The organism is Photobacterium gaetbulicola, from assembly GCF_003025515.1.
Taxonomy (GTDB): Bacteria; Pseudomonadota; Gammaproteobacteria; order Enterobacterales; family Vibrionaceae; genus Photobacterium; species Photobacterium gaetbulicola.
Window position 1 is genome coordinate 23863 of record NZ_PYME01000013.1, and the last position, 21491, is coordinate 45353.

The 21491-nt window shown below is 49.4% G+C and carries 18 protein-coding genes and 1 pseudogene; 5 read left to right on the forward strand and 14 right to left on the reverse strand.

Going from position 1 to position 21491, the window contains the following annotated elements:
- Positions 1-137: 137 nt before the first annotated feature.
- Complete coding sequence (locus C9J03_RS12750; protein WP_044623098.1) at positions 138-2006, forward strand: methyl-accepting chemotaxis protein; 1869 nt, start codon at positions 138-140, stop codon at positions 2004-2006.
- Between the two features lie 310 nt (positions 2007-2316).
- Here the strand turns inward: C9J03_RS12750 and C9J03_RS12755 are convergent, their stop codons facing one another.
- Positions 2317-2823 (reverse strand): hypothetical protein, encoded by a 507-nt coding sequence (locus C9J03_RS12755; protein ID WP_044623097.1) that lies wholly within the window; start codon positions 2821-2823, stop codon positions 2317-2319.
- Positions 2824-3156: 333 nt separating this feature from the next.
- Positions 3157-3918: a hypothetical protein gene (locus C9J03_RS12760; RefSeq protein ID WP_044623096.1), complete on the reverse strand. Its 762-nt coding sequence runs from the start codon at positions 3916-3918 to the stop codon at positions 3157-3159.
- A 232-nt stretch (positions 3919-4150) separates the two neighbouring features.
- Here C9J03_RS12760 and C9J03_RS27295 point away from each other — a divergent pair.
- A pseudogene (locus C9J03_RS27295) lies at positions 4151-4225 on the forward strand (GlyGly-CTERM sorting domain-containing protein); the annotation flags it as partial.
- A gap of 229 nt (positions 4226-4454) precedes the next feature.
- Here C9J03_RS27295 and C9J03_RS12770 read toward each other — a convergent pair.
- The 10 genes from C9J03_RS12770 to C9J03_RS12815 form a co-directional block, all read right to left on the reverse strand.
- Entirely contained in the window at positions 4455-5171 is a 717-nt protein-coding gene (locus tag C9J03_RS12770; RefSeq protein ID WP_044623095.1) for a methyltransferase family protein, read from the reverse strand.
- Positions 5172-5291: 120 nt separating this feature from the next.
- Positions 5292-5759 (reverse strand): 2TM domain-containing protein, encoded by a 468-nt coding sequence (locus C9J03_RS12775; RefSeq protein WP_044623094.1) that lies wholly within the window; start codon positions 5757-5759, stop codon positions 5292-5294.
- Between the two features lie 326 nt (positions 5760-6085).
- Complete coding sequence (locus tag C9J03_RS12780; RefSeq protein ID WP_044623093.1) at positions 6086-7627, reverse strand: alanine/glycine:cation symporter family protein; 1542 nt, start codon at positions 7625-7627, stop codon at positions 6086-6088.
- Positions 7628-7993: 366 nt separating this feature from the next.
- Positions 7994-9442: a decarboxylating NADP(+)-dependent phosphogluconate dehydrogenase gene (gnd, locus tag C9J03_RS12785; protein WP_044623092.1), complete on the reverse strand. Its 1449-nt coding sequence runs from the start codon at positions 9440-9442 to the stop codon at positions 7994-7996.
- A gap of 12 nt (positions 9443-9454) precedes the next feature.
- Positions 9455-10177: a 6-phosphogluconolactonase gene (gene pgl, locus C9J03_RS12790; RefSeq protein WP_044623091.1), complete on the reverse strand. Its 723-nt coding sequence runs from the start codon at positions 10175-10177 to the stop codon at positions 9455-9457.
- The gene (zwf, locus tag C9J03_RS12795; protein ID WP_039462448.1) at positions 10174-11673 is read right to left on the reverse strand and encodes a glucose-6-phosphate dehydrogenase; all 1500 of its coding nucleotides are present in this window, start codon (positions 11671-11673) and stop codon (positions 10174-10176) included. The genes pgl and zwf overlap by 4 nt, the downstream gene beginning before the upstream one ends.
- A 304-nt stretch (positions 11674-11977) precedes the next feature.
- The gene (locus C9J03_RS12800; RefSeq protein WP_044623090.1) at positions 11978-13564 is read right to left on the reverse strand and encodes an ABC transporter ATP-binding protein; all 1587 of its coding nucleotides are present in this window, start codon (positions 13562-13564) and stop codon (positions 11978-11980) included.
- Between the two features lie 2 nt (positions 13565-13566).
- Positions 13567-14589, reverse strand: coding sequence for an ABC transporter permease (locus C9J03_RS12805; RefSeq protein WP_044623089.1), 1023 nt, complete (start codon positions 14587-14589; stop codon positions 13567-13569).
- The gene (locus C9J03_RS12810; protein ID WP_039462455.1) at positions 14589-15674 is read right to left on the reverse strand and encodes a microcin C ABC transporter permease YejB; all 1086 of its coding nucleotides are present in this window, start codon (positions 15672-15674) and stop codon (positions 14589-14591) included. The genes C9J03_RS12805 and C9J03_RS12810 overlap by 1 nt, the downstream gene beginning before the upstream one ends.
- Before the next feature lie 2 nt (positions 15675-15676).
- A complete protein-coding gene (locus tag C9J03_RS12815) occupies positions 15677-17458 on the reverse strand; it encodes an extracellular solute-binding protein (RefSeq protein WP_420813006.1) in 1782 nt (593 codons plus the stop codon).
- A 279-nt stretch (positions 17459-17737) separates the two neighbouring features.
- On the opposite strand from C9J03_RS12815, the gene C9J03_RS12820 reads away from it, so the two are divergent.
- Positions 17738-18070, forward strand: coding sequence for a PBPRA1643 family SWIM/SEC-C metal-binding motif protein (locus C9J03_RS12820; RefSeq protein WP_044623087.1), 333 nt, complete (start codon positions 17738-17740; stop codon positions 18068-18070).
- 121 nt (positions 18071-18191) lie between these two features.
- Entirely contained in the window at positions 18192-18647 is a 456-nt protein-coding gene (locus tag C9J03_RS12825) for an RNA methyltransferase (RefSeq protein WP_044623086.1), read from the forward strand.
- Positions 18648-18668: 21 nt separating this feature from the next.
- On the opposite strand, the gene C9J03_RS12830 is transcribed toward C9J03_RS12825, so the two are convergent.
- Entirely contained in the window at positions 18669-20417 is a 1749-nt protein-coding gene (locus tag C9J03_RS12830) for an ATP-binding protein (RefSeq protein WP_231580717.1), read from the reverse strand.
- 2 nt (positions 20418-20419) lie between these two features.
- Positions 20420-20962, reverse strand: coding sequence for a heme NO-binding domain-containing protein (locus tag C9J03_RS12835; protein ID WP_044623085.1), 543 nt, complete (start codon positions 20960-20962; stop codon positions 20420-20422).
- 183 nt (positions 20963-21145) lie between these two features.
- On the opposite strand from C9J03_RS12835, the gene C9J03_RS12840 reads away from it, so the two are divergent.
- Entirely contained in the window at positions 21146-21478 is a 333-nt protein-coding gene (locus C9J03_RS12840; RefSeq protein ID WP_044623084.1) for a c-type cytochrome, read from the forward strand.
- The last annotated feature ends 13 nt before the right edge of the window (positions 21479-21491 follow it).

Consider the following 21491-nt stretch of genomic DNA (forward strand, 5'->3'; position numbering starts at 1 on the left):
ATATAAAACTTCTTTTTAATAACAATACAGCAAAAAAATCCAACCTCAGATCACAATACTCGACAATGTCGATTAACAATTCCATTACAGCGCCGACATTATAGTTATTCTAATTTCAGTGCTTGTTGAGGGATCCAATGAAGTTCAGCCATAAAGTTGTCGCAACATCATCGGCAATATTACTAGCAGCACTCTCGCTCCTGTCTGCCAACCAATATTTCAATACCAAAAACCAAATCCAGTCTTTAGTCATGCAAAGCATGGATGAAATCATTTCCGGCATGAGCAATACGGTCAATGCCGAACTATCAAGCAAAAAGTCTCTCGCTGCCTATACCGCCAGCCTGGTATCCAGTGACATGTCACTGGACAATATCCAAACCGTCATTGAGCAACCCACTCTCAAACACGCTTTTTTGCTCACCGGGCTGGGATTTGAAAAAGACGGCAGTTTCACCAGCAATGACCCGAGCTGGGATCCTGGGGAGTCATGGGAGCCACGAGCCCGTCCTTGGTACATAGCCAGCAAGCAGAGCCGCGATATTGTTATCACTGCCCCTTACGCAGACTCTGTCAGCAATGAGATTTTGGTCTCCATCGCCAGCCCCTTGCTCTCTGACGGGCAATTCCAGGGGGCGATCTTCTTCGATATGAGCCTGTCAGGGCTGGCCGAGCTGGTGAACCAGGTCTCTTTATTCAATGCCGGTTACCTCTTCATCGTCGCGGGTGATGGCACGACCATTGCCCATCCCGACGCCAGATTTAACGGTAAGCCAATGAGCGAGTTTGTTGGCAACCACCCGATTGCAACAAATGCCGTCCACGCTGAGCTAGACGGTAAAACCGTGACCTTGTCCTTTACCCAGATCACAGGCCAAGAGTGGTATATCGGTGCGGTACTGGATGAAAACGTCGCTTTTGCCGCAGTCAACCAGCTTCGGACAGATGCGGTTATCTACTCGCTAATCGCCATGGTGGCCGGAATTATCGCCCTGCTAGTATTGATCAAGGTATTGATGCGACCGCTGACAGATCTCAACACCGCGATTCAGGATGTGGCATCAGGCCAGGGCGATCTCACCCGACGGCTGGATACCAATACCGATCAGGAGTTTGCGGGGCTGGCTAAAGGATTCAATGCCTTTACCGAGAAACTGCAAAACCTGATCCTGCAATCTAAATCACTCAGCAGTGATATTTTACTCGGCACCGAACAAACTGCCGCCGGGGCCCAACAGTCAGCTTCTGCCATGTCCAACCAGCTGAAAGAGCTGGATCAGTTGGTAACCGCCATGCACGAAATGGCGGCAACCTCGGTTGAGGTAGCCAATAATGCACAGGGGGCGGCAACGGCAGCACAACAGGCTGATGACGCGGTCAAAGACGGTGGGCGCATTGTCTCCCACACGGCCAGTGCCATCTCAGATCTTTCCGCTCAAATTGATCAGGCGGTTGAGGTGGTCAAACAACTGGAAGCGTCGACGGGCAACATTGAGTCCATTCTCAAGGTGATCAATGAAATCGCCGATCAAACCAACCTGCTGGCCCTCAATGCGGCCATTGAGGCGGCGCGTGCCGGTGAATCTGGCCGAGGCTTTGCCGTTGTGGCCGATGAGGTACGGACACTCGCCCAACGAACGCAGGAGTCCACCACCGAAATTCGCCAGATGATCGAGCAACTGCAGTCCGGGGCAAGCTCGGCGGCGAACGTGATGGGCATGAGCAAAGAGACTGCGGCCTCGACGGTGGAGAAATCTCAAGAAGCGGACGAGGCGCTGGTCAGGATCAGCGGGGCCATCCAGCAAATCAACGACATGAACCTACAAATCGCTTCTGCCGCCGAGGAGCAGAGCCTGGTGGCCGAAGAGATCAATACCAACACCCTAAACATCAAAGAGCTCAGTGTGCAGGTCTCTGATGCCGCGGCGGCCGCCGATCAGGCACTGGAAGAGCAAATCAATAAAGTCCGGGAGCAAGACGCGATCATGAACAAGTTTGTGGTGTAACACCAGCCAGTTTAACCGGGCAACCGATATGGCTGCCCGTTGGCCCAACTATGCCGGTTATTAATTTTGCTAACGATGAATGACTTCAGGTATGTCAAGACTACCGTCAATGTGGCAATCCTTTATTTGAACTTAAATTAAGGGAGTAAGCAAAAGTCCAACAAAAACCAAGCTAACTCATTAAGAGCTAACTTGGTTAACTTTGATTGAAAGCGTTTTTTGTTGCTTGATTGATTTTATGACCAATGTATTGATGGGCAGATATTTAACAGTCAAGAACTAACTTATCTCGTTTCCAACACCTAAAGCACTAACCGTGCTTAGCAGACAAACGCTTAGAGCCTTCTTGAACACACACTTTAAAGTTACCGACTTGGATTTCTTTAGCATGTAACTCGATCCCTCCAGAGTTTTTGTATGTTGTATAGTCTTTGTTTGGCATTTTCGTAGAAACATACCAATGATTACCATCAATATTTTCACTGCATGAGCCAGGATCTGTTAATGTCCAAGTTTGTCTTAGGTAACAGTTCTTTGGGGTTTGAATATAAGTATCTTCCGTCTTTACGGTATCACCTCTCGATCCCCAAATATTGACAACTGTTACCTCTGTGACAGGGCCATCAATTCCTCCTGCGTGCTTATTGATAAAAAAGTTCCAGTTACCTTTTAAGGTAGTATTTTGGCTAATAAATGTGTCACATTTTTTAATACCATAATCATGAAAGCTTTTAAGGAGTATCTGAGAGTCATTTGCCAAAGCATGACCACTAAAGATTACAGTTGAAACAAACACAACCAAAGCAGAAAAACGCATAAAAATCCCTTTTAAAACACCATCATAAAGATGATTTTAACAATATACCCCAAACATATGCAACAAGTTTGCTACAGTTTGTCATACAACCATTTTTCCCTGTCCCTGCATTAAACTTGATCGCAGATTCACACAACAACCATGCGGTGAATGTAGATGTATGAGACTGGCTAAAACAGTAAGAAAATTAATCAATAGCTAATAAACATAGCAAGAGCCTTGCTGGAGCAAGGCCTTTTTTTAGTTGACCATATATGAACTACACCAATGACTCAGTACTTACTTAAGGTAGCTAAAGCTGGCTTGTCATGGAATATCACTAAGTAACGTTTATCACATGGCGATGCCAGCAAAGCCAGAGTATCGATTTTTGAGCTGAATAACGATCCCAAGCGTGTGAACAGAGTCAACACGCATGATCGTTAACAGTCCTGTCGAGTGATCATCGGTCTCACAAGTTGATTCCTTAATCAGTACGTCATAGTGCATTTGCTCTGGATTACCAAGGCCAGAATTCAATGCTTTAGCGGTTGTTGTGCACCCTTGCTGTCCGGTGATGGTAAAGGTGTTATTTCCATTATATGTATAGAACATATCATTCGTTGGTATGGAATAAGCTTTATCAAGTAGTTCATCACCACCGGTGTGCCCTTCCGTCTTCCCGTAGATGACAAGCCCGGATTCATCGACGTTAAAATGTGGAATTTTTAGAGTATATGGTAATACATCCCCTGTAGACTGCCCTGTGCTTTCAAATTGAAGTGAAGCTTTATATCTAACCGCACCTGTATCATCACTTAGGTAAAAATCATGGTTGATTGATGAGCCTTCTGTTCCAACCAACGAAAAACCACTTAAACTAAGCCCACCATTATTATAACCAACTGATATTATTCCATTTTTGCTCAATATTACCGAGAAGGGAACCACCTCAGCTTCACTATCCAAAGCGTAAATCCCGTAATCAGAACGAGTTGAGTTGTTATCGCCATCAAGATCACGATCTTGATCATTAATCGAACCGCTGCCGCTGCCACCACCGCAGCCAAATAGCAATACACTTGAGCACAATATAACCAAAAGTTCCTTTTTCATCTTTTATCCTCAGCAATTGAACAACAAAAAGTCCACCACTATTAAAAAAGTTTTTGATGCTCGTTCAAAGGGGAAGGTCTGATATTCACAGGGTTGCATTTTAATGGTGTGATGACGAGCCCCTTTACCTTTAAAATCATGCATTTAATTACAGATAGTTGCTCTTAGCGCGGCAGTGTTGAAGCTTTAAGCAACTAGCGATTGTATTTAAGGAGATGATGCTGGCTCATCAGGTGGTGGTGCTTCGATGGGGCTATTAAGCCTGTTAGCAATGCTATTCGTTGGTTGGCGAAGACGCCAGTATTAACAAGGTTTCTATCCAACAAGAGGCAGTCATTGGACTGCCTTATTTATGTGTATTCCATTAATCACATCAATTCGAATTGTGTATTAATCAGTTATAAGTGAATATTGATAGCTAGTCTCCTGTCCAGCTAGCTCGAAGTTGGACAAAACCGAACTAGAACCGATGGTTCTAAAAAGATAGCAGCAAAACGATTGCAATGGTTCAGGCTCGCACAGGGCGTTCAGATCTTTCAGTATATTCTGGGAATCAACCTATAGCAGACGCGTGTTGCGTAGTCCCGATAGCCCGGCAGCTCTTCGTGCAAAGTCTGATCTTCAAGTACGGTTCTGATCAGCGTAATAATTGATGCCACCGCCGCAGGGATCAGTGCCCATACCGAACTCAGAGCAAAAACAAGGCCGAACAGTGCCAGGATATTTCCGGCATACCCCGGATGCCGTACAAACCGGTAAGGGCCGCTATCACATACCACATGGCCACGTTCTGTCTGAATGCGAACCACACTGGAGAAAAACCGGTTCTCCGCTAGCGCCCACACAGCCAAAGCATATCCGAGTAAAACCAATATAAAACCAGTGACAACAAGCCAAGGCGCAAAGCCGAGTGACCAACCATAGCGATGGTCCAGCCCAGCTACGATAACCATAGGAAACCCGAGGCTCACCGCCATCAGTGGTGCCAGCACTCTGTCCCAGCCTTTTGCTTTTTCTATATTTTTACTATTTTGTCTTTCCGCAGTTAATCCTGGGTGGCGTCGCTCGGCCCATATACGTCCACCTATCCCGGCCGCCAAGAACAACATCGAAAATAGCCATCCCTGCCACCACCCCACATCCCCAGCGCATCCCAATAAAACCAACGGGATTAACAGATACACCGCAACTAATCTCATCCACTGACGGGGGGATGCCGTTTGAGCAGCCTCTTCATTGGCCTTCGATGACATATGAGCCCCCATCATTAAATGAAGTTGAGTGTGTGCCTACTATCTTGCTAGAGCAATTAGCAAAGGGGCCGGTCACGACCAGCCCCTAATCCAGTTGTATCCGGTGGCCTTAAAACCACATCATAGCTTGCGGCCCAGGCGTTTCTCTATCTGGCGTTTTTCCCACTCTGCACCAAAGAAGTTAAAGACTTCAAAGGCGCTCAGGCCGTGGGACACGATCCCTATCCCCCAACCCATGGCCGGCCACCATGCCCATATATAACTCGGGTCGGTCATGTAGTTGATCACAAACAGCATGGCTATCACCAAGACATAGGTGACCAAGTGGGAATAAAAACCTTTGATCTCTCTTACCTGCTCGATGACTTTCATTTCATCGGGGGTAATTTGTGCTTTGTCGTTCATTGCTGGCTCTCCCTGAAGTTCGGTAACTGGAATGTCAAACACAGCAGCCAGTGATTTCAAGGACTCCAGTCCGGCGTTCTGGCCCCGCTCAATACGCTGGATAGTCCGGACGCTCAAACCCGATAGTTGCGAGAGATGCTCTTGCGACCAACCCCGCTGCAGCCTTAGCTTTCTGACAATCATCATAGAATCCTTTCTGCTGTTTGACTCAACTGTACTTTTGTTCTGGAAAATAGAGAACGACACGAACCTGACAAACCCATGACATCATTTGCTTTCAATAACTTAGATGGAAGCCTGTCAGGTATATGGCACTACCGACAGCTTTGCTGCCAGCCAAGTTGCACGCTTTATTATGCCACTAGTTGATTGTCTAGTGTGACAGTAAGCCCCTTTTCTCTAGGCCACTTCACAACTTGCCACCAAAACCGGCAAAATAAAAAAGGCCATTGAGTTGATATCAATGGCCTTGTTCTTCAGCTGTTAAACTGTTTGTTGTGGCTGCTCACCTAGATGGTGGTTTTCACTGGCTCGGCGTCGTCTGCAACCTGCTCAGTTTCCACTTTACCGTGGAGTTTCTTTTCCCAGTAAGTGGCATTCTTGATACCCAGCTTAACAGGGTCAAAAGTAAAGTCCTTGACACCGGCCTGCTGCTGATTCTCGTAGTCTTTCAGCGCTTTCAGTGCAGGCTTGGACAGGAAGAAGATGATCAAGATACCGACAATGTTCAGCCAAGCCATCAAGCCCACACCGACATCACCCATCGCCCAAGCAAGGTTGGCGGTTTTCACCGTACCGTAGAATACCGCGACCGTTAGGATGATTTTCAGCACAAACATCATGCCAGGTAGTTTCATCGAACGGCGGATGTAAGCAATGTTGGTTTCAGCAATGTAGTAGTAAGCGAGAATCGTGGTGAAGGCAAAGAAGAACAGTGCAAAAGCAATGAACGGCTTACCGATACCAGGCATCGCACTTTCAATCGCCATCTGGGTAAAGACAGGACCGTTAGCACCAATCTCTGCGGCTAGATTCTGTACCAGGAACACCCCTTCAGCCCCACCGTGGACATTGTATGCGCCAGTGATCAGGATCATGAAGGCTGTTGCCGAACAAACGAGCAAGGTATCAATGTAGATTGAGAAAGACTGAACCAGACCCTGCTGAGCCGGGTGCTGTACATCAGCAGCCGCTGCGGCATGAGGACCCGTACCCTGGCCGGCTTCGTTCGAGTATACACCACGCTTAACACCCCAACCGATTGCCGCACCGACACCCGCCATCGGCGTAAAGGCATCGCCCAAAATCATCATGAAGATGCTCGGAACCATGTTGATGTTCAGCAAGATGATAATGAAAGCAACAACGATATAAGCCAAGGCCATGAAAGGAACGACAACTTGGGTGAAGTTCGCGATACGCTTTACACCACCAAAGATGATGAAGGCCAGGATAATAGAAACAAAGGTACCCGTAACAATTTTCGCCAAACTGATAGTACCAATGGTTGTCTCAATCATCTGGCCCGGGCCAAAGGCTGCTTCAACCGCATTACCGATACTGTTCGACTGGACACCAGGAAGAAGCACACCACAGGCAAAGATAGTTGCAATCGCAAAGATCCAGGCATACCACTTCTGACCCATCGCCTTTTCAATGTAATACGCCGGGCCGCCACGGAATTGACCGTCTTCATCTTCTTCTTTGTAAATCTGTGCCAGTGCAGACTCACTGTATGCGGTTGCGGCACCCAAGAAGGCAACAACCCACATCCAGAAAACAGCACCTGGACCACCGAAACCGATAGCCGCAGCAACACCTGCAATGTTACCAGTACCTACGCGCCCAGAAAGTGAAACGGCTAATGCCTGAAAAGAGGAGATACCCTGAGCGGAACTTTTGCCTGATAACAGAAGACGCCACATCTCTCTGAAGTGACGCAGCTGTACGAAACGTGTGGTAATGGAGTAGAACAAACCTGCACCCAGACACAGATAAATCAGCACCGGGCTCCAAATGATTCCATTGAGAAAATCAACTAACGACTGCATTAAAAAACTCCCTGTATGATTGGTTAATGCTTCGTCAGTATAATAATCACATTGTAAGGCAAATGTTAAATATTTTATTTCGTCATGCAATTTAGCGTGATCTATGGCGCATAAAACGGAGGGTCTGCGCCCTCACAGTTTAAGCCCCCAATAAATTACGTGATTTAGGTCGAACAAACTGGATTTCTTGCTACGGGATTGTTACTTCATTGTTTAAATAACAAGCAAACAAATCCAAATATTCTTCATCGATCACAATTTTTCGCTATTGCCTTCCCCTCGCATATTTACATTGCTTTCATAACAAAAAGGCGCTGAATAATCAGCGCCTTTTCTCTCAGTTAGATCTATCCGTTAAGCAATGAATCAAACATCGTAGGTTGTTGACGAAATATCACCGCCGGTACCGGTCCAGTTGGTGTGGTAAAACTCGCCGCGTGGCTTGTCAGTGCGCTCATAAGTATGCGCACCAAAATAGTCACGCTGCGCTTGTAGCATGTTGGCTGGCAGGCGAGCCGTGGTGTAACCATTTAGGAAGGTCAGCGCCGAGGACATACAAGGCATTGGTAGGCCAGTCTCGAATGACTTAGCAACGACTTTTCGCCATGCCGGTAGGCAGCCTTCAAGGATATCCTTGAAGTAGCTATCCAGCCCTAGGAACGCAAGCTCAGGGTTGGCTTCGAAAGCATCACGGATGTTCCCCAGGAAGGCACTGCGGATGATACAACCGCCACGCCACATCAGCGCCACGTTGCCGTAGTTCAGATCCCAGTTGTTAGACTCAGACGCCTCACGGATCAGCATAAAGCCCTGAGCGTATGAGATGATCTTAGACGCCAGCAGTGCCTGACGCAGTGCATCCAGCCACTCAGACTTGTCACCTTCCACGGCAGTAATTGGATTGTTGAACAGCGACGCCGCCTCTTCGCGCTGCTCTTTCAGTGACGACAGGCAGCGAGCAAATACTGATTCGGTGATCAGCGTCAGCGGAATACCGTGGTCAAGGGCGTTAATACCTGTCCACTTACCGGTCCCTTTCTGGCCTGCTGTATCTAGGATCTTCTCGACCAGCGGCTCACCGTCTTCATCGCGGTAACCTAGGATGTCGGCTGTGATTTCGATCAGGTAGCTATCCAGCTCAGTTTTGTTCCACTCGGCAAACGTTGCCTGCATCTCATCATGAGACATACCCAGGCCTTCTTTCATGAAGTGGTACGCTTCGCTGATCAGCTGCATGTCACCGTATTCGATACCGTTGTGAACCATTTTCACAAAATGGCCAGCGCCTTCTTTACCGACCCAGTCACAGCACGCTTCGCCTTTATCGGTTTTAGCTGCAATAGCCTGGAAAATCGGCTTAACATGTGGCCATGCTTCAGGATCGCCACCTGGCATGATAGACGGCCCGAAACGTGCACCTTCTTCCCCGCCGGATACACCCGCACCGACATAGCGGATACCTTTCTCGCGTAGCGCTGCCACGCGACGGTTGGTATCCGGGTAGTTGGTGTTACCACCATCAATGATGATGTCGCCTTCGTCTAGCAGCGGTACCAGGCTGTCGATAAACTGATCAACAACGGCACCGGCGCGGACCATCAACATCACCTTGCGCGGCGATTCAAGCTTGCCAACCAGATCTTCAAGAGAAATTGCACCGACAATGTTGGTCCCTTTCGCCGGACCTTGCAAAAATTCATCCACTTTCGCCACGGTACGGTTGTAGGCAACCACTTTAAATCCGTTATCGTTCATGTTTAGGATCAGGTTCTGCCCCATCACGGCCAGACCGATAACACCAATATCAGCTTTCATTTACTTCTCTCCTTATGCCAGCTCTTTGGCTGCTTCTGAATCTAAATACCACTCGGTAGTGCCCGCTTTCGCGCTAACCTGGGCTGCTGGATACGCTTGTGCAGCCGGTGCATTGTCGGCAATCTCTTTGACCACCGACGCTTTGCCTGCACCTAGCACCAAGTAGGTAATACGTTTTGCATTTGCCAGCAGGTGCGCGGTTTTGGTCACGCGGATCTGGCGAGTCTCTGGATGCGCCGCAATCGCGGCGATTTCCGTTGTGTTGTAGTCTGTTTGCCCTGGGAACAGAGACGCCGTATGGCCATCAGTACCCATGCCGAGCAAAATCCAGTCAAACTCAGGTACCCCGTCCTTTGCCGGGATTTCTGAACTCATCTCTTGGGCAAAGCGGATCGCTTCCATTGCCGCGAAGTCTTCACCGCGGATACGGTGGATATTTTCAGCAGGGATCGCTATGTGGTCGAACAGCAAGGCTTTGGCCTGACCGTAATTGCTTTGCTCGTCATCCGGTGCGACACAGCGTTCGTCCCCCCACCAGAAATGGAGGTTTTGCCACTGGATGGACTGAGCAAACTCAGAACCGGCCAAATAGGCAAACAACTGGGATGGCGTACTGCCACCCGACAGTGAGATATGAACGGGACGCCCCTGCTCACTGTAGTCCTGTAAGCTAGTCGCCAATGCATGAACAACCTGCTCGGCATTTTCAAATACGTGGTAATTCATCTCACTCATAGCTCGCAATAGTCGGTATTGGTCAGGTTCTTACATGGGAAGCGCCACTCGCGGCCATCACGAGACAATAGCTCGTCGGCTTCTTTCGGCCCCCACGTGCCCGCCGCATAGCCATAAAGGTGCTCTGGGTTTTCTTTGTACTCCAGAATCGGCTGGACAAACTGCCAGCAGGCCTTCACCGCATCGGTACGGGCAAAGAGGGTGGCATCCCCTTTCATCGAGTCCAGCAGCAAACGCTCATAGGCAGTCAGCATGTGCGTCTCTTCCAGGCTTTCATAGTGAAAGTCCATGCTCACTTCTTTGGCTTCAAACCCGGCTCCCGGCTTCTTGAGGCCAAAGCTCATCAGGATGCCTTCATCCGGTTGGATACGAATGATCAGTTTGTTCTCCGGCGCATTGGCCCCAAAGACTGGATGGGGGGTCTTTTTGAAGTGAATAACCACTTCGGTCACACGGGTTGGCAACCGCTTACCGGTACGGACATAGAAAGGTACCCCGTTCCAGCGCCAGTTATCGATAAACATCTTCAAACCGACATAGGTCTCGGTACGTGAATCTTCCGCCACCCCCGGCTCTTCGCGGTATCCCTTAAGGTGATCGCCACGAACGTCTGATTCCGTATACTGGCCCAGTACCAGGTTATTTTGCAGATCGTTTTCAGAAAGCGGCTGGAGGCTCTTGAACACCTTCATCACTTCATCACGCATCGAGTCGGCATTGATAGCCGCCGGCGGCTCCATACCAACCATTGCCAGCACCTGTAGCAAATGGTTCTGGAACATATCACGCACAGCGCCCGCGCCGTCGTAATACCCTCCACGCTCTTCGACACCGAGGAATTCTGCCGCGGTGATCTCGACATAGTCGATAAAATTGCGGTTCCAAAGCGGTTCGAACATGCCGTTGGCAAAACGGAATACCAGCAGGTTCTGAACGGTTTCTTTACCCAGGTAGTGGTCGATACGGTAGATTTGGTGTTCTTGGAAATGGGCGTGCAAGTCATGATCAAGCTGCTCGGCCGTGGCCAAGTCATAACCAAACGGCTTTTCGACAATTAGACGTTTCCAGCCATTGTCTTCCTTGTTCAGACCGTGTGCGGCCAGACATTCTGGGATCACGCTGTACAGGCTAGGTGGTGTTGCCAGATAGAAGGTCGTGTTGCCACCGGTGCGATACTTGTGCCCAATCTCATCCAAACGGGCTTTGAGCTTGGCATAATCTTCTACGCTCTTGGTATCGATGGCCTGGTAGTGCAGGCGCTGACAGAAAGCATCCAACACTTGAGGATCAACTTTTTCGTTGGCTGTCAGTGATTCTTTCAACTTCTGCTGGAACTCAGCATCAGAGTAGTGTGTTCGGCTTACCCCCAAAATTGCGAATTCCTCAGAGAGCAATCCATTCGCGAATAGGTGGTAAAAGGCTGGGATCAACTTACGATGGGTCAGGTCACCCGACGCCCCGAAGATGACGATACAATTATTTTCAGGCTTAACCATAATGCTTTCCCACTCGCCTGAATCCATCAGGACAAGTTATTCATATTATTGTAGTGATACCAAGCTGATTAATGCTTTGAGGTTATCAGTAATTATTATCTCACTGATTCAGAGGACATTATTCAGGTTGGTATTGATGTTATCAACACGACTAAAAAGCACCAGAAGGTTTTGCCTATCACAGTAATAGGTAAAACCTTTATTTGGTCAGATTTTAGTCGATTATGACAAGCACGCCTCTTTGGCGACACATTATGTCTGAGAAGCACGTAACATCACAGCTACAAATGTCTGGTATTACCACCTAGGACAAAGCGACCAACTGCTTGGTATAGTCTTGTTTAGGCTCACTAAACAGAGTCTGGGTCTCTCCCTGTTCGACAACCTGCCCTTGGCGCAGGACCAAGGTATAGTGGCACAGCGACTTAACGACACTGAGATCATGGCTGATAAATAGATAGGTGAGGTGATATTTCTGCTGCAGCGTTTTCAATAACGTCAGCACCTGGAATTGAACGGTTCGGTCAAGCGAAGAGGTTGGCTCATCCAGCAGGATAAATGACGGCTTGAGTACCAATGCCCTTGCAATCGCAATACGCTGGCGCTGGCCGCCCGAGAATTCGTTGGGATAACGGTGGCGGGTTTCCGGATCCAGCTCCACATCGCGCATGGCATCACAAATCATTTGGTCTTCTTGCTCTGGCGTCAGGTTTTGGTGAACCTTTAATCCCTCGCCGATGATCTGTGCCACCGACATCCTCGGGTTCAACGCTGAAAATGGGTCCTGGAATACCACTTGCAACTTACTGCGCATGGGCAACATTTGCTTGCGATTGAAGGCCGAGATATCTTGACCGCGATAGACAATTTCGCCGCTACTCTCAAGCAGTTTGAGAATGGCCATACCGGTCGTCGACTTGCCCGAGCCACTCTCTCCCACCAAGCCAACACTGTGCCCCGTTCGCAACATAAAGCTCACATCAGTGACCGCCTTGATGTGATCTTTTACCCGCTTGAGCACCCCGCCTTTTATCGGGAACCACACCCGCAAATCCTTGACCTCGAACATCGGTGTCGCCGCCATATCGACAGGCACGGGCTCCCCGCTCGGATCGGAATTGATCAACTTGATGGTATAGGGATCCTGAGGTCGCTCGAACACTTCGGTCATGGTGTTGGTTTCCACCAGCCGCCCCATCTGCATAACGGCGACCCGATCGGCAATCTTGCGCACGATACTCAGATCATGGGTAATAAACAGCATGGCCATCCCCATTTCGCGCTGCAGATCTTTTAGCAGGTCGAGGATCTGGGCCTGAACCGACACATCAAGGGCCGTGGTCGGCTCATCGGCAATCAGCAGCTCCGGCTCGTTGATCAGCGCCATGGCTATCATCACCCGCTGCCGCTCGCCGCCTGATAACTCATGGGGATAGGCTTCCAGCCGTTTTTCCGGATTTCTGATCCCGACTTTTTTCAGCCACTCGAGTGCTTTCTGCTGCGCTTCACGCTGCCGGGTACCGCGGTGGATCGCCAAGGTTTCGCAAAGTTGGCGGCCAACCTTGTGCAGCGGATTGAGTGACATCATCGGCTCCTGGAAAATCATACCAATCCGATGCCCCCGCAGACCGCGCATCTCCCTTTCACTACAATTCATCATATCAATGCCATCATAGTGAATGTGACCGTTGAGGTAGCGGGTAGAAGACTTCGGCAGCAGGCGCAAAATGGCATTGGCCGTCACCGATTTGCCCGAGCCACTCTCCCCCACCAACGCCAGGGTTTCGCCGCGCCGGATATCCAGGCTGACATTGTAGGTCACCTGATTGACTGACTGTCCGGTTTGAAAGCCCACCGACAGGTTTTCAATGGTAATAATTGGTTGTGACATAGTTACCTCTGGTGGTGGGGATCAAATGCATCACGTACCGCTTCACCGACAAAAACCAGCAAGCTAAGCATGATAGACAGAACAACAAAAGCCGATAAGCCCAGCCAAGGGGCCTGAAGGTTCGTTTTGCCCTGGGCCAGCAGTTCGCCCAGTGACGGCGACCCGGCCGGCAGGCCAAAGCCAAGGAAATCCAGCGAGGTTAGCGTGGTCACCGAACCGCTGAGAATAAACGGCATCATAGTGAGCGAGGCCACCATGGCGTTGGGCAGCATATGGCGCAGCATAATGCGGCCATCACCGACCCCCATCGCCTGCGCCGCCCGGACATAATCGAGATTGCGGCAACGGAGAAACTCGGCACGCACGACACCGACCAGTCCCATCCAGCTAAAGAGCACCATAATACCCAGCAGCCACCAGAAGTTTGGCTCGACAAAACTCGACAATATGATCAGCAAGAACAAGGTCGGCATACCCGACCATACTTCGATGAAGCGCTGGCCGAACAGATCAAGCCAGCCGCCGTAATAGCCCTGACAAGCACCGACAATCACACCAATGACGGTGGATATAATGGTTAGGGCAAACCCAAACAACACCGAAATCCGAAAACCATAGATGATCCGAGCCAGGACATCCCGTCCCTTATCATCGGTGCCAAGCCAGTTGATGCTATCCGGCGGAGACGGGGCGGGCCCCGACAAGTTGTAGTTGATGGTGTCGTAACTGAAACGGATGAGCGGCCAGATCATAAAGCCGTCGGCCTCGATCAGCTCGGCGACATACGGATCGGTGTAGTCGGCCTCGGCGTCGAATTCGCCGCCGAACTCCGTCTCCGAGTATGGGGTCACAATAGGGAAATACCACTGCGACTGAAACTGGATCACCAGCGGTTTATCATTGGCAATAATTTCAGCAAACAGGCTGCTGAAAAACAGCAACGAGAAGATCCAAAGCGACCAATAGCCTCGCTTATGTGCCCGAAATCTTGCCCAGCGTTCCTTGGTTAATGGGTTCAGTTTCACTAACGTGCCTCAAAATCTATCCGTGGATCAACCAGTGTGTAGGTGATATCCGAAATAATGTTCAGCAAAAGCCCTAGTAGCGTCATGATATACAAAGAGCTAAATACCACCGGGTAATCCCGCTGTATGGTCGACTCGAACCCAAGCAGTCCTATCCCTTCCAACGAGAACATAACCTCAATCAGCATCGCGCCGGTGAAGAAAATACTGATAAACGCCGCCGGAAACCCTGCGATGATGATCAGCATGGCATTTCGGAAAACATGGCGGTAGAGGATACTGCGCTCATCCAGCCCCTTGGCGCGGGCGGTGACCACGTACTGCTTGTTGATTTCATCGAGAAAGGAGTTTTTGGTCAGCATGGTCAAGGTGGCAAACCCGCCGATCACCATGGCCAGAATCGGCAATGTCAAATGCCAAAAATAATCGATAATTTGCTGGTACCAGTTCAACTGTTCAAAGTTCGATGACACTAAGCCGCGCAGCGGGAACCAACTGAAATAGTTGCCGCTGGCAAAAAAGATAATCAGCAAAATCGCGAACAGGAACCCCGGGATCGCATACCCCACGATGACCACCGCGCTACTCCAGACATCAAACCGCGAGCCATGCTTGATGGCCTTGGCTATCCCTAACGGAATAGACACCAGGTAAATGATCAGGGTACTCCACAACCCGAGCGAAATGGATACCGGCAAGCGGTCGATAATCAAATCAATGACATTGCCGCCTTTGAACAGGCTCTCGCCGAAGTTAAAGGTCGCATAATCCTTGAGCATATCGACATACCGCTCAAGCAGCGGCTTGTCGAAACCAAACTGTTTTTTGATCGCCTCGACCACTTCGGGATCCAGACCGCGCGATCCCCGGTAACCCGAACCATTCTCGGACGGCTCCAGCGAGCCGACCTCCTGCCCTCCGCCCGTAAAGCGCTCCATGATCCCCGAGCTGTGGCCTTCAAGCTGGGCCACCGCCTGCTCCACCGGGCCGCCTGGGGCAATCTGAATGACAAAGAAGTTGATGGTGATGATGGCCCACAAGGTGGGGATCACCAACAACAAACGCCGAATAATATATGCTGACATGGTTACCGCCGCTTCTCAGGCAACTTGGCTGCCTTTTCACTGTCAATCCACCAGGTATCCTGGCCCAGGGTATATTTTGGCCGCAGCGGCGGACGGGAAAACTTGTCCCAGCTCGCTACCCGGAACATGCTGATATGCCATTGCGGGATCACATAGAAATTCCACTGCAACACCCGGTCAAGCGCCCGGCCAAGGCTGAGCAACTTGTCCGGATTTTCCTGGTTTTCGGCGATTTGCTCGGTCAGGTAATCAATGGCAGGGTCTTTTACCCCTGCCGTGTTGTAGGTGCTGTCAATAAAATTACTGTTCCAGGCAATCATCAGATTCGGACTCGGATACGGATTGGCCCCATACCCAGCAGACACCATATCAAAATCCCGGTCTCTCAGACGCTTGATGTACTGTGTGGTATCCACGGTGCGCAAGCGCATATCTATGCCGAGTAACTTGAGGTTCCTCTGCAGCGGGATCGCCAGACGCTCGGTGGTCGGGCTATACATCAGCAGTTCAAAGCTAAAGGCTTCGCCGGTCTCGACATTGGTCATGACCTTGTTCTGTACTTCCCAGCCCGCTTCTTTCATCAAGGCCAGGGCTTTGCGAAGCTGAACCCGGATCCGACCGGAACCATCAGACTTCGGAGGTTGGTACTCTTCAGTAAATACCCTAGCAGGCACCTTGTCTTTTACGGGAGCCAAAACGGCAACTTCGGCTTCCGATGGCAATCCCTTGGCCTCGTAGTCGGTGTTTTGGAAATAGCTGCGGGTCCGGGTGTACTGGTTATAGAACAGGCTTTTGTTCATCCACTCGAAGTCCATGGCGTAAGAAAGGGCTTCACGCACTTTGGCATCGCTGAAATAACTGCGCTCGGTATTGAACACAAAAGCCTGCATCGACTGCGGGATCTGATGCGGGATCTCTTCTTTTACAATGTAGCCTTTATCGAAATTCGCCCCCTGGTACATGGTGGCCCAGAACTTGGCCACGTTCTCTTCGCGAATATCGTACTCACCGGCTTTGAACGCCTCGAGGGTCACTGTTTCATCCCGGTAGTAGTCATACTTGATGGTGCCAAAATTATGCCTGCCTACATTGACCGGCAAATCTTTGGCCCAGTAATCCTTTACCAGCGAGTAGGTCACGCTTTGGCCGGGCTTATAATCCGAGATCTGATAGGCGCTACTGCCAATTGGCGGGGTATTGAGCGGCTCGCTGAGGTTCTTGTCACGCCAAAAATGTTCCGGCAACACATTCATTCCCTGTACCAAGGCCAACAACACCTCGCGGTTGGGCTTTACCATTTCTATCCGGGCGGTGTGCTCCGACTTGGCCGTCACCGACTTCACATCCTTGAAATAGACCCGGTACTGCGCCACCCCTTCTTTCATGAATTTATCAAAGGTAAAGGCAACATCAGCAGCCGTAATCGGCTGGCCATCATGGAACTTGGCGTTGGGGTTAATATCCACTTCCATCCACGCATAATCTTCCGGATAGCGAACCTTTTCAGCGATGAGCGGATAATAGCTGTCTATTTCATCTTCCGACGACACAAACAAGGTATCGTATATCGCTTCGCTGCCTGCCGCCGAGACCCCTCGGGACGCATAACGGTTAAAACTGTCAAAAGTGCCCACCTGGGCATAGGTCACCTGCCCGCCTTTCGGAGCCTCGGGATTGACATAATCAAAATGGGAAAAGTCAGCAGGATACTTGGCACTGCCAAACCCCACCAGAGAGCGGCTTTCAATCACCTCATTCGCCGATACCGAACCAGCTATAGCCATCGCAACCAACAGCGATGAGACGCATCTGTACATCTGGGCCTCCATGCAAAAACCTGTCTTCAAACAGCGCCCGCTGACGCCATCTTACTCTTTGAATTAGATAAGTTTATTTTATTGTATATGTTTACGATAGGACACTAATGAGAAATGAACAACCACTCAATAGGCAATGTGAAAAGCTGTGATCACTTGCGACAAGCTATTGAAGCCGTTAATATCGCCGGTTTTCAGGTTTACCGACCTTAATCTCATCACCATTTCGCACGTTAGGAACACCATATGTCTAAGTTCTTCTATAAAGGCCGCATTGAGAAAAAACCGAAGCACGAGAGCTACGGCTTCAATACCAAGCAGGCCAAAAAGCTGGGAACTGAAATCAACCCGCTGCAACTTGTTGTGAACAGCGATGAGAAAAAAGCCGAAGTGGAAGCCCTGCTGGAACAGCACCAAATTGTTGCCACCATTACGGTCAACAACGAGACTGAGGAAAATCTAGTCGAGCTGGAAACGCTGATCAACAAGCCGAAAACCACCGTGTTTGATAAAACACCCAACCGTAATGACCCGTGCTCATGCGGAAGCGGTAAGAAATACAAAAAATGCTGCGGCTAAGGCATACCGCCAGATAACGACAAGGTGCTCGGCGATGCAAGAATTGCTGGGTATCCCTGCCATTTTTCGCGAGATTTCGTATAATCTCGCGCTGTTGTAAATTTCCGGAAAGATACAAATTATGAGCAAAGGTTACGCCTGTGTTGGGCTATTCAACCCCAAAACCCCTGAAAACGTTGGTTCTGTCATGCGGGCCGCTGGCTGCTATGGCGTTAATAGTGTGTTCTACACAGGCACGCGTTATGACCTTGCTAAGAAATTTTGTACTGACACCAAAAATACCATTCGCGATATTCCGCTGATTGGCGTCCAGAACCTAAAAGATATCATCCCGCACGACTGCATACCGGTTGCCGTTGATTTGGTTGAGGGAGCCAAGCCGCTGCCGGAATACAAGCACCCGAAGCGGGCTTTTTATATCTTCGGCCCTGAAGATGGTACATTGAAAAAAGACATTACCAATTTCTGTCGCGAAACCATCTATGTACCAACTAATGGCTGTATGAACCTCGCGGCGGCGGTCAATGTGATCCTGTATGACCGCATGGCCAAAGGTGAAGGTTTTTCTAACCACTAACGCCAGCCTAGGCGCATAGCATTATCCCAGGGAGCCTGCTCCGGCTCCCCATTTTTCAATCATTTCCCGCAATTCCACGCTCTGATAAGGCTTGGAAAGAATATCGTCCATCCCGGCACTAAAACAATCTTCCCGCTCCGCTTTAGTTGTCCCCGCGGTCAAAGCGATGATCGGCTTGCTGTAACCTTCACTGCGTAGCCATTTTGTCGTGGCAAAACCGTCAAGAATTGGCATCCGGCAATCCATAAAAACGATATCGAAGTCTTGCGACTTCAAAATACCCAGCGCCTTTTCGCCATTGCTGACAATAACAGGGGTGATGCCAAATTTAGCCAGCATCAGCTTGATGATCATCTGATTGGTTTTCAGATCCTCCACCACCAAAATAGTCAAATCACTAATGGGAAGGGTTTTGTTTCGCAAAACGTCGTTCTTGATAACCGCTGACGGATTAACGTCCAAGGGAAGCGTGACCGTAAAAATACTCCCTTGCCCCGCTGTACTCTCTATTTCTATCCGGCCTTTCATCTGCTCAGCCAACTTGCCACAAATCGCCAAGCCCAACCCCGTCCCCTCGTGTTGACGCTTACTTGAATTATCCGCTTGTTTAAATGGCTGAAATAGGCTGGCTATTTGTTCTTTAGCAATACCGCAGCCAGAATCAGAGACTACAAACTGTAGCGCTTCGTCATGCCACCCTATGGTCACGGATACAAAGCCTTTCTCCGTAAACTTAATGGCATTACCTATAAGATTGACGAAGATTTGCTTTATCCGATCTTCATCGCCCATCAGCCATTGCGGCGAATTTGGCACGAAGTGAATCGAAAAATTTAGCTGTTTTTCCCTGGCGGGTTGGAGGAAGATGTCATTAAGCACGTTGGCCATCAACCGGCAATCGAAGGGTTTGATGGCCAACTCCATCATCCCAGCGTTGATCTTACTGTAATCGAGCAGATTATTAATGATTGCCCGCAGCAATTCCCCGGAATGATTTAAAGTCTTAAGCAAGCTATTCTGATGATTATCAAGCTCGGTATCAGATAGCAGCTCAGCCGTTCCCAACAAGCCATTGAGAGGTGTTCGTAGTTCATGGTTTATCATTGCCAGAAAATCACGAGTCAACTTCTCCGACTCCTCGGCTGATTTCCTCGCTCGAATCGCCTCCTCGAGCTTTAGCTGTCGATCAATGGACGCGCGCAGCATTTCACCTATCAAGTTCATATGCTTACGAACTGTCATATGCCACTCCCTCGTCTTACCGATGCGGGTGACAAAATACCCCTTTACTGCCGAGTTGCCGAGTGAGAGCCAATATAACTGCTGTGACTCGTCCCAGCACTCCTCTCTAGACACCAATGTATCCGGCGGGACAATCGTATTATCAATACCGGAAAAATAGGCAATATTCAGCGCCGGTGTCGAGTCGCAACTGAAATTTACTGCGCAAGCACTCACTACTCGACTGTTGATCAGCGCATCAAGCAAATCTTTTATGATCAGAGTCGATGGTGGGTATTTCAGCAGCGTGTGGCCAATACTCAGCAACAAGTTATCCATCTTATGCTGGTAGGATAAAAACTCCGACCCACTGGCAAGCTTATCCCGCACCTGCGCGAGGTTCTGCTCAATCAGCTGCTTGGCCTGATAGAGTTCAAGGCTTTTCGACTCCAACAGCATTTCAGCCATTTTCCTGGCGTCGCGCTCCCGGTCAATTTTCTTCTGCATCAGAGCAACTTGGCGTTCCAGATCCATGCGTTCAAGGCCCATTGTTACCCCGCATTTAATTTCAGCGTAAATCGTACATGGCTCTGATCTTGGTTGACAGGCTCCATACTGATTGCCATATCTTCGTTGAAATGCTTAACACAACCACGGATCAAACCCAGGCAAACATGTGACAAGCAGCGTGCCGATATGTAATCAAGGATCATCAGGGCGGAAGTTTGTGAGATAAAGTCAAACTGGGGTGGGTTCGCATTGGCGTAGAGCTTCTTCACTTCGGTATGGATATGGCGCTCAACACGCTCAATGAAGCTAAAGGTGCTGTTGGGCTTTTCGCCATTGTCCAGGGGAAAGGAGCTCAACAGGCGGGTAAACAATGCCTCACCATAGGCTTCTTGCAACACTTCCGGGGAGACACCAGTGATCTTGCTCAGGCAAACGATCATCTTTACCAAAACACGGTGATCATAACTTCCAACCGCAGTGTATGCTCCATCAACGCCGGCATCATCAAGCATCTGCTGGCAAACATCGAGACCAAAACGGCTTTCGACAATATCTAGAAACTCAGTAAAAATAATCCCTTTCATAAAGCCTTTCTCCCTTTGCCCTTGATTTGAGTATGGAAAATGAATCTCTGATGGTCAAAATTATCCCACCCATTTCATTCTCGGCTCGAACGCTAGTTTTTAGTAAGCAGGTGTAACCTGTTGATTGCTTACAAGTGCCAATAGCATTATTTTGTGGTCATACAAAACAAAAGAATACGAATTATGAAACGAACTCTCCTATTTTCCCTCCTTTATATACTGAACCCACTTACTATTTCTGCGGCATGGTCAAACACCATGCCCCAAGGTGACAGCGATGCCGGTAAGGTCAAATCGTTTACCTGCCAGTTCTGCCATGGACAAAATGGAGTTGCACAAAAAGAGGGCTACCCGCACATCAACAACCAGTCGCCCCTGTACCTGTACCGGGCGATGCAAGCCTACCAAAACGGCGAGCGCTCAGGGAGTTATGGCGACATGATGAAACAGCAACTGTCCGTTCTCAACGAGCAAGATCTCGCAGACATTGCCACCTACTTCGGCGAGCAACCATAGGCCAGTGGTTCGG

Coding starts and splice junctions, on each gene's coding strand:
- C9J03_RS12755 (WP_044623097.1), bottom strand. CDS start 2,823: ATGCGTTTTTCTGCTTTGGTTGTGTTTGTTTCAACTGTAATCTTTAGT.
- C9J03_RS12780 (WP_044623093.1), bottom strand. CDS start 7,627: ATGCAGTCGTTAGTTGATTTTCTCAATGGAATCATTTGGAGCCCGGTG.
- C9J03_RS12815 (WP_420813006.1), bottom strand. CDS start 17,458: ATGGCTATAGCTGGTTCGGTATCGGCGAATGAGGTGATTGAAAGCCGC.
- C9J03_RS12810 (WP_039462455.1), bottom strand. CDS start 15,674: ATGTCAGCATATATTATTCGGCGTTTGTTGTTGGTGATCCCCACCTTG.
- zwf (WP_039462448.1), bottom strand. CDS start 11,673: ATGGTTAAGCCTGAAAATAATTGTATCGTCATCTTCGGGGCGTCGGGT.
- pgl (WP_044623091.1), bottom strand. CDS start 10,177: ATGAGTGAGATGAATTACCACGTATTTGAAAATGCCGAGCAGGTTGTT.
- C9J03_RS12840 (WP_044623084.1), top strand. CDS start 21,146: ATGAAACGAACTCTCCTATTTTCCCTCCTTTATATACTGAACCCACTT.
- C9J03_RS12775 (WP_044623094.1), bottom strand. CDS start 5,759: ATGATTGTCAGAAAGCTAAGGCTGCAGCGGGGTTGGTCGCAAGAGCAT.
- gnd (WP_044623092.1), bottom strand. CDS start 9,442: ATGAAAGCTGATATTGGTGTTATCGGTCTGGCCGTGATGGGGCAGAAC.
- C9J03_RS12820 (WP_044623087.1), top strand. CDS start 17,738: ATGTCTAAGTTCTTCTATAAAGGCCGCATTGAGAAAAAACCGAAGCAC.
- C9J03_RS12750 (WP_044623098.1), top strand. CDS start 138: ATGAAGTTCAGCCATAAAGTTGTCGCAACATCATCGGCAATATTACTA.
- C9J03_RS12770 (WP_044623095.1), bottom strand. CDS start 5,171: ATGTCATCGAAGGCCAATGAAGAGGCTGCTCAAACGGCATCCCCCCGT.
- C9J03_RS12835 (WP_044623085.1), bottom strand. CDS start 20,962: ATGAAAGGGATTATTTTTACTGAGTTTCTAGATATTGTCGAAAGCCGT.
- C9J03_RS12760 (WP_044623096.1), bottom strand. CDS start 3,918: ATGAAAAAGGAACTTTTGGTTATATTGTGCTCAAGTGTATTGCTATTT.
- C9J03_RS12830 (WP_231580717.1), bottom strand. CDS start 20,417: ATGGGCCTTGAACGCATGGATCTGGAACGCCAAGTTGCTCTGATGCAG.
- C9J03_RS12825 (WP_044623086.1), top strand. CDS start 18,192: ATGAGCAAAGGTTACGCCTGTGTTGGGCTATTCAACCCCAAAACCCCT.
- C9J03_RS12800 (WP_044623090.1), bottom strand. CDS start 13,564: ATGTCACAACCAATTATTACCATTGAAAACCTGTCGGTGGGCTTTCAA.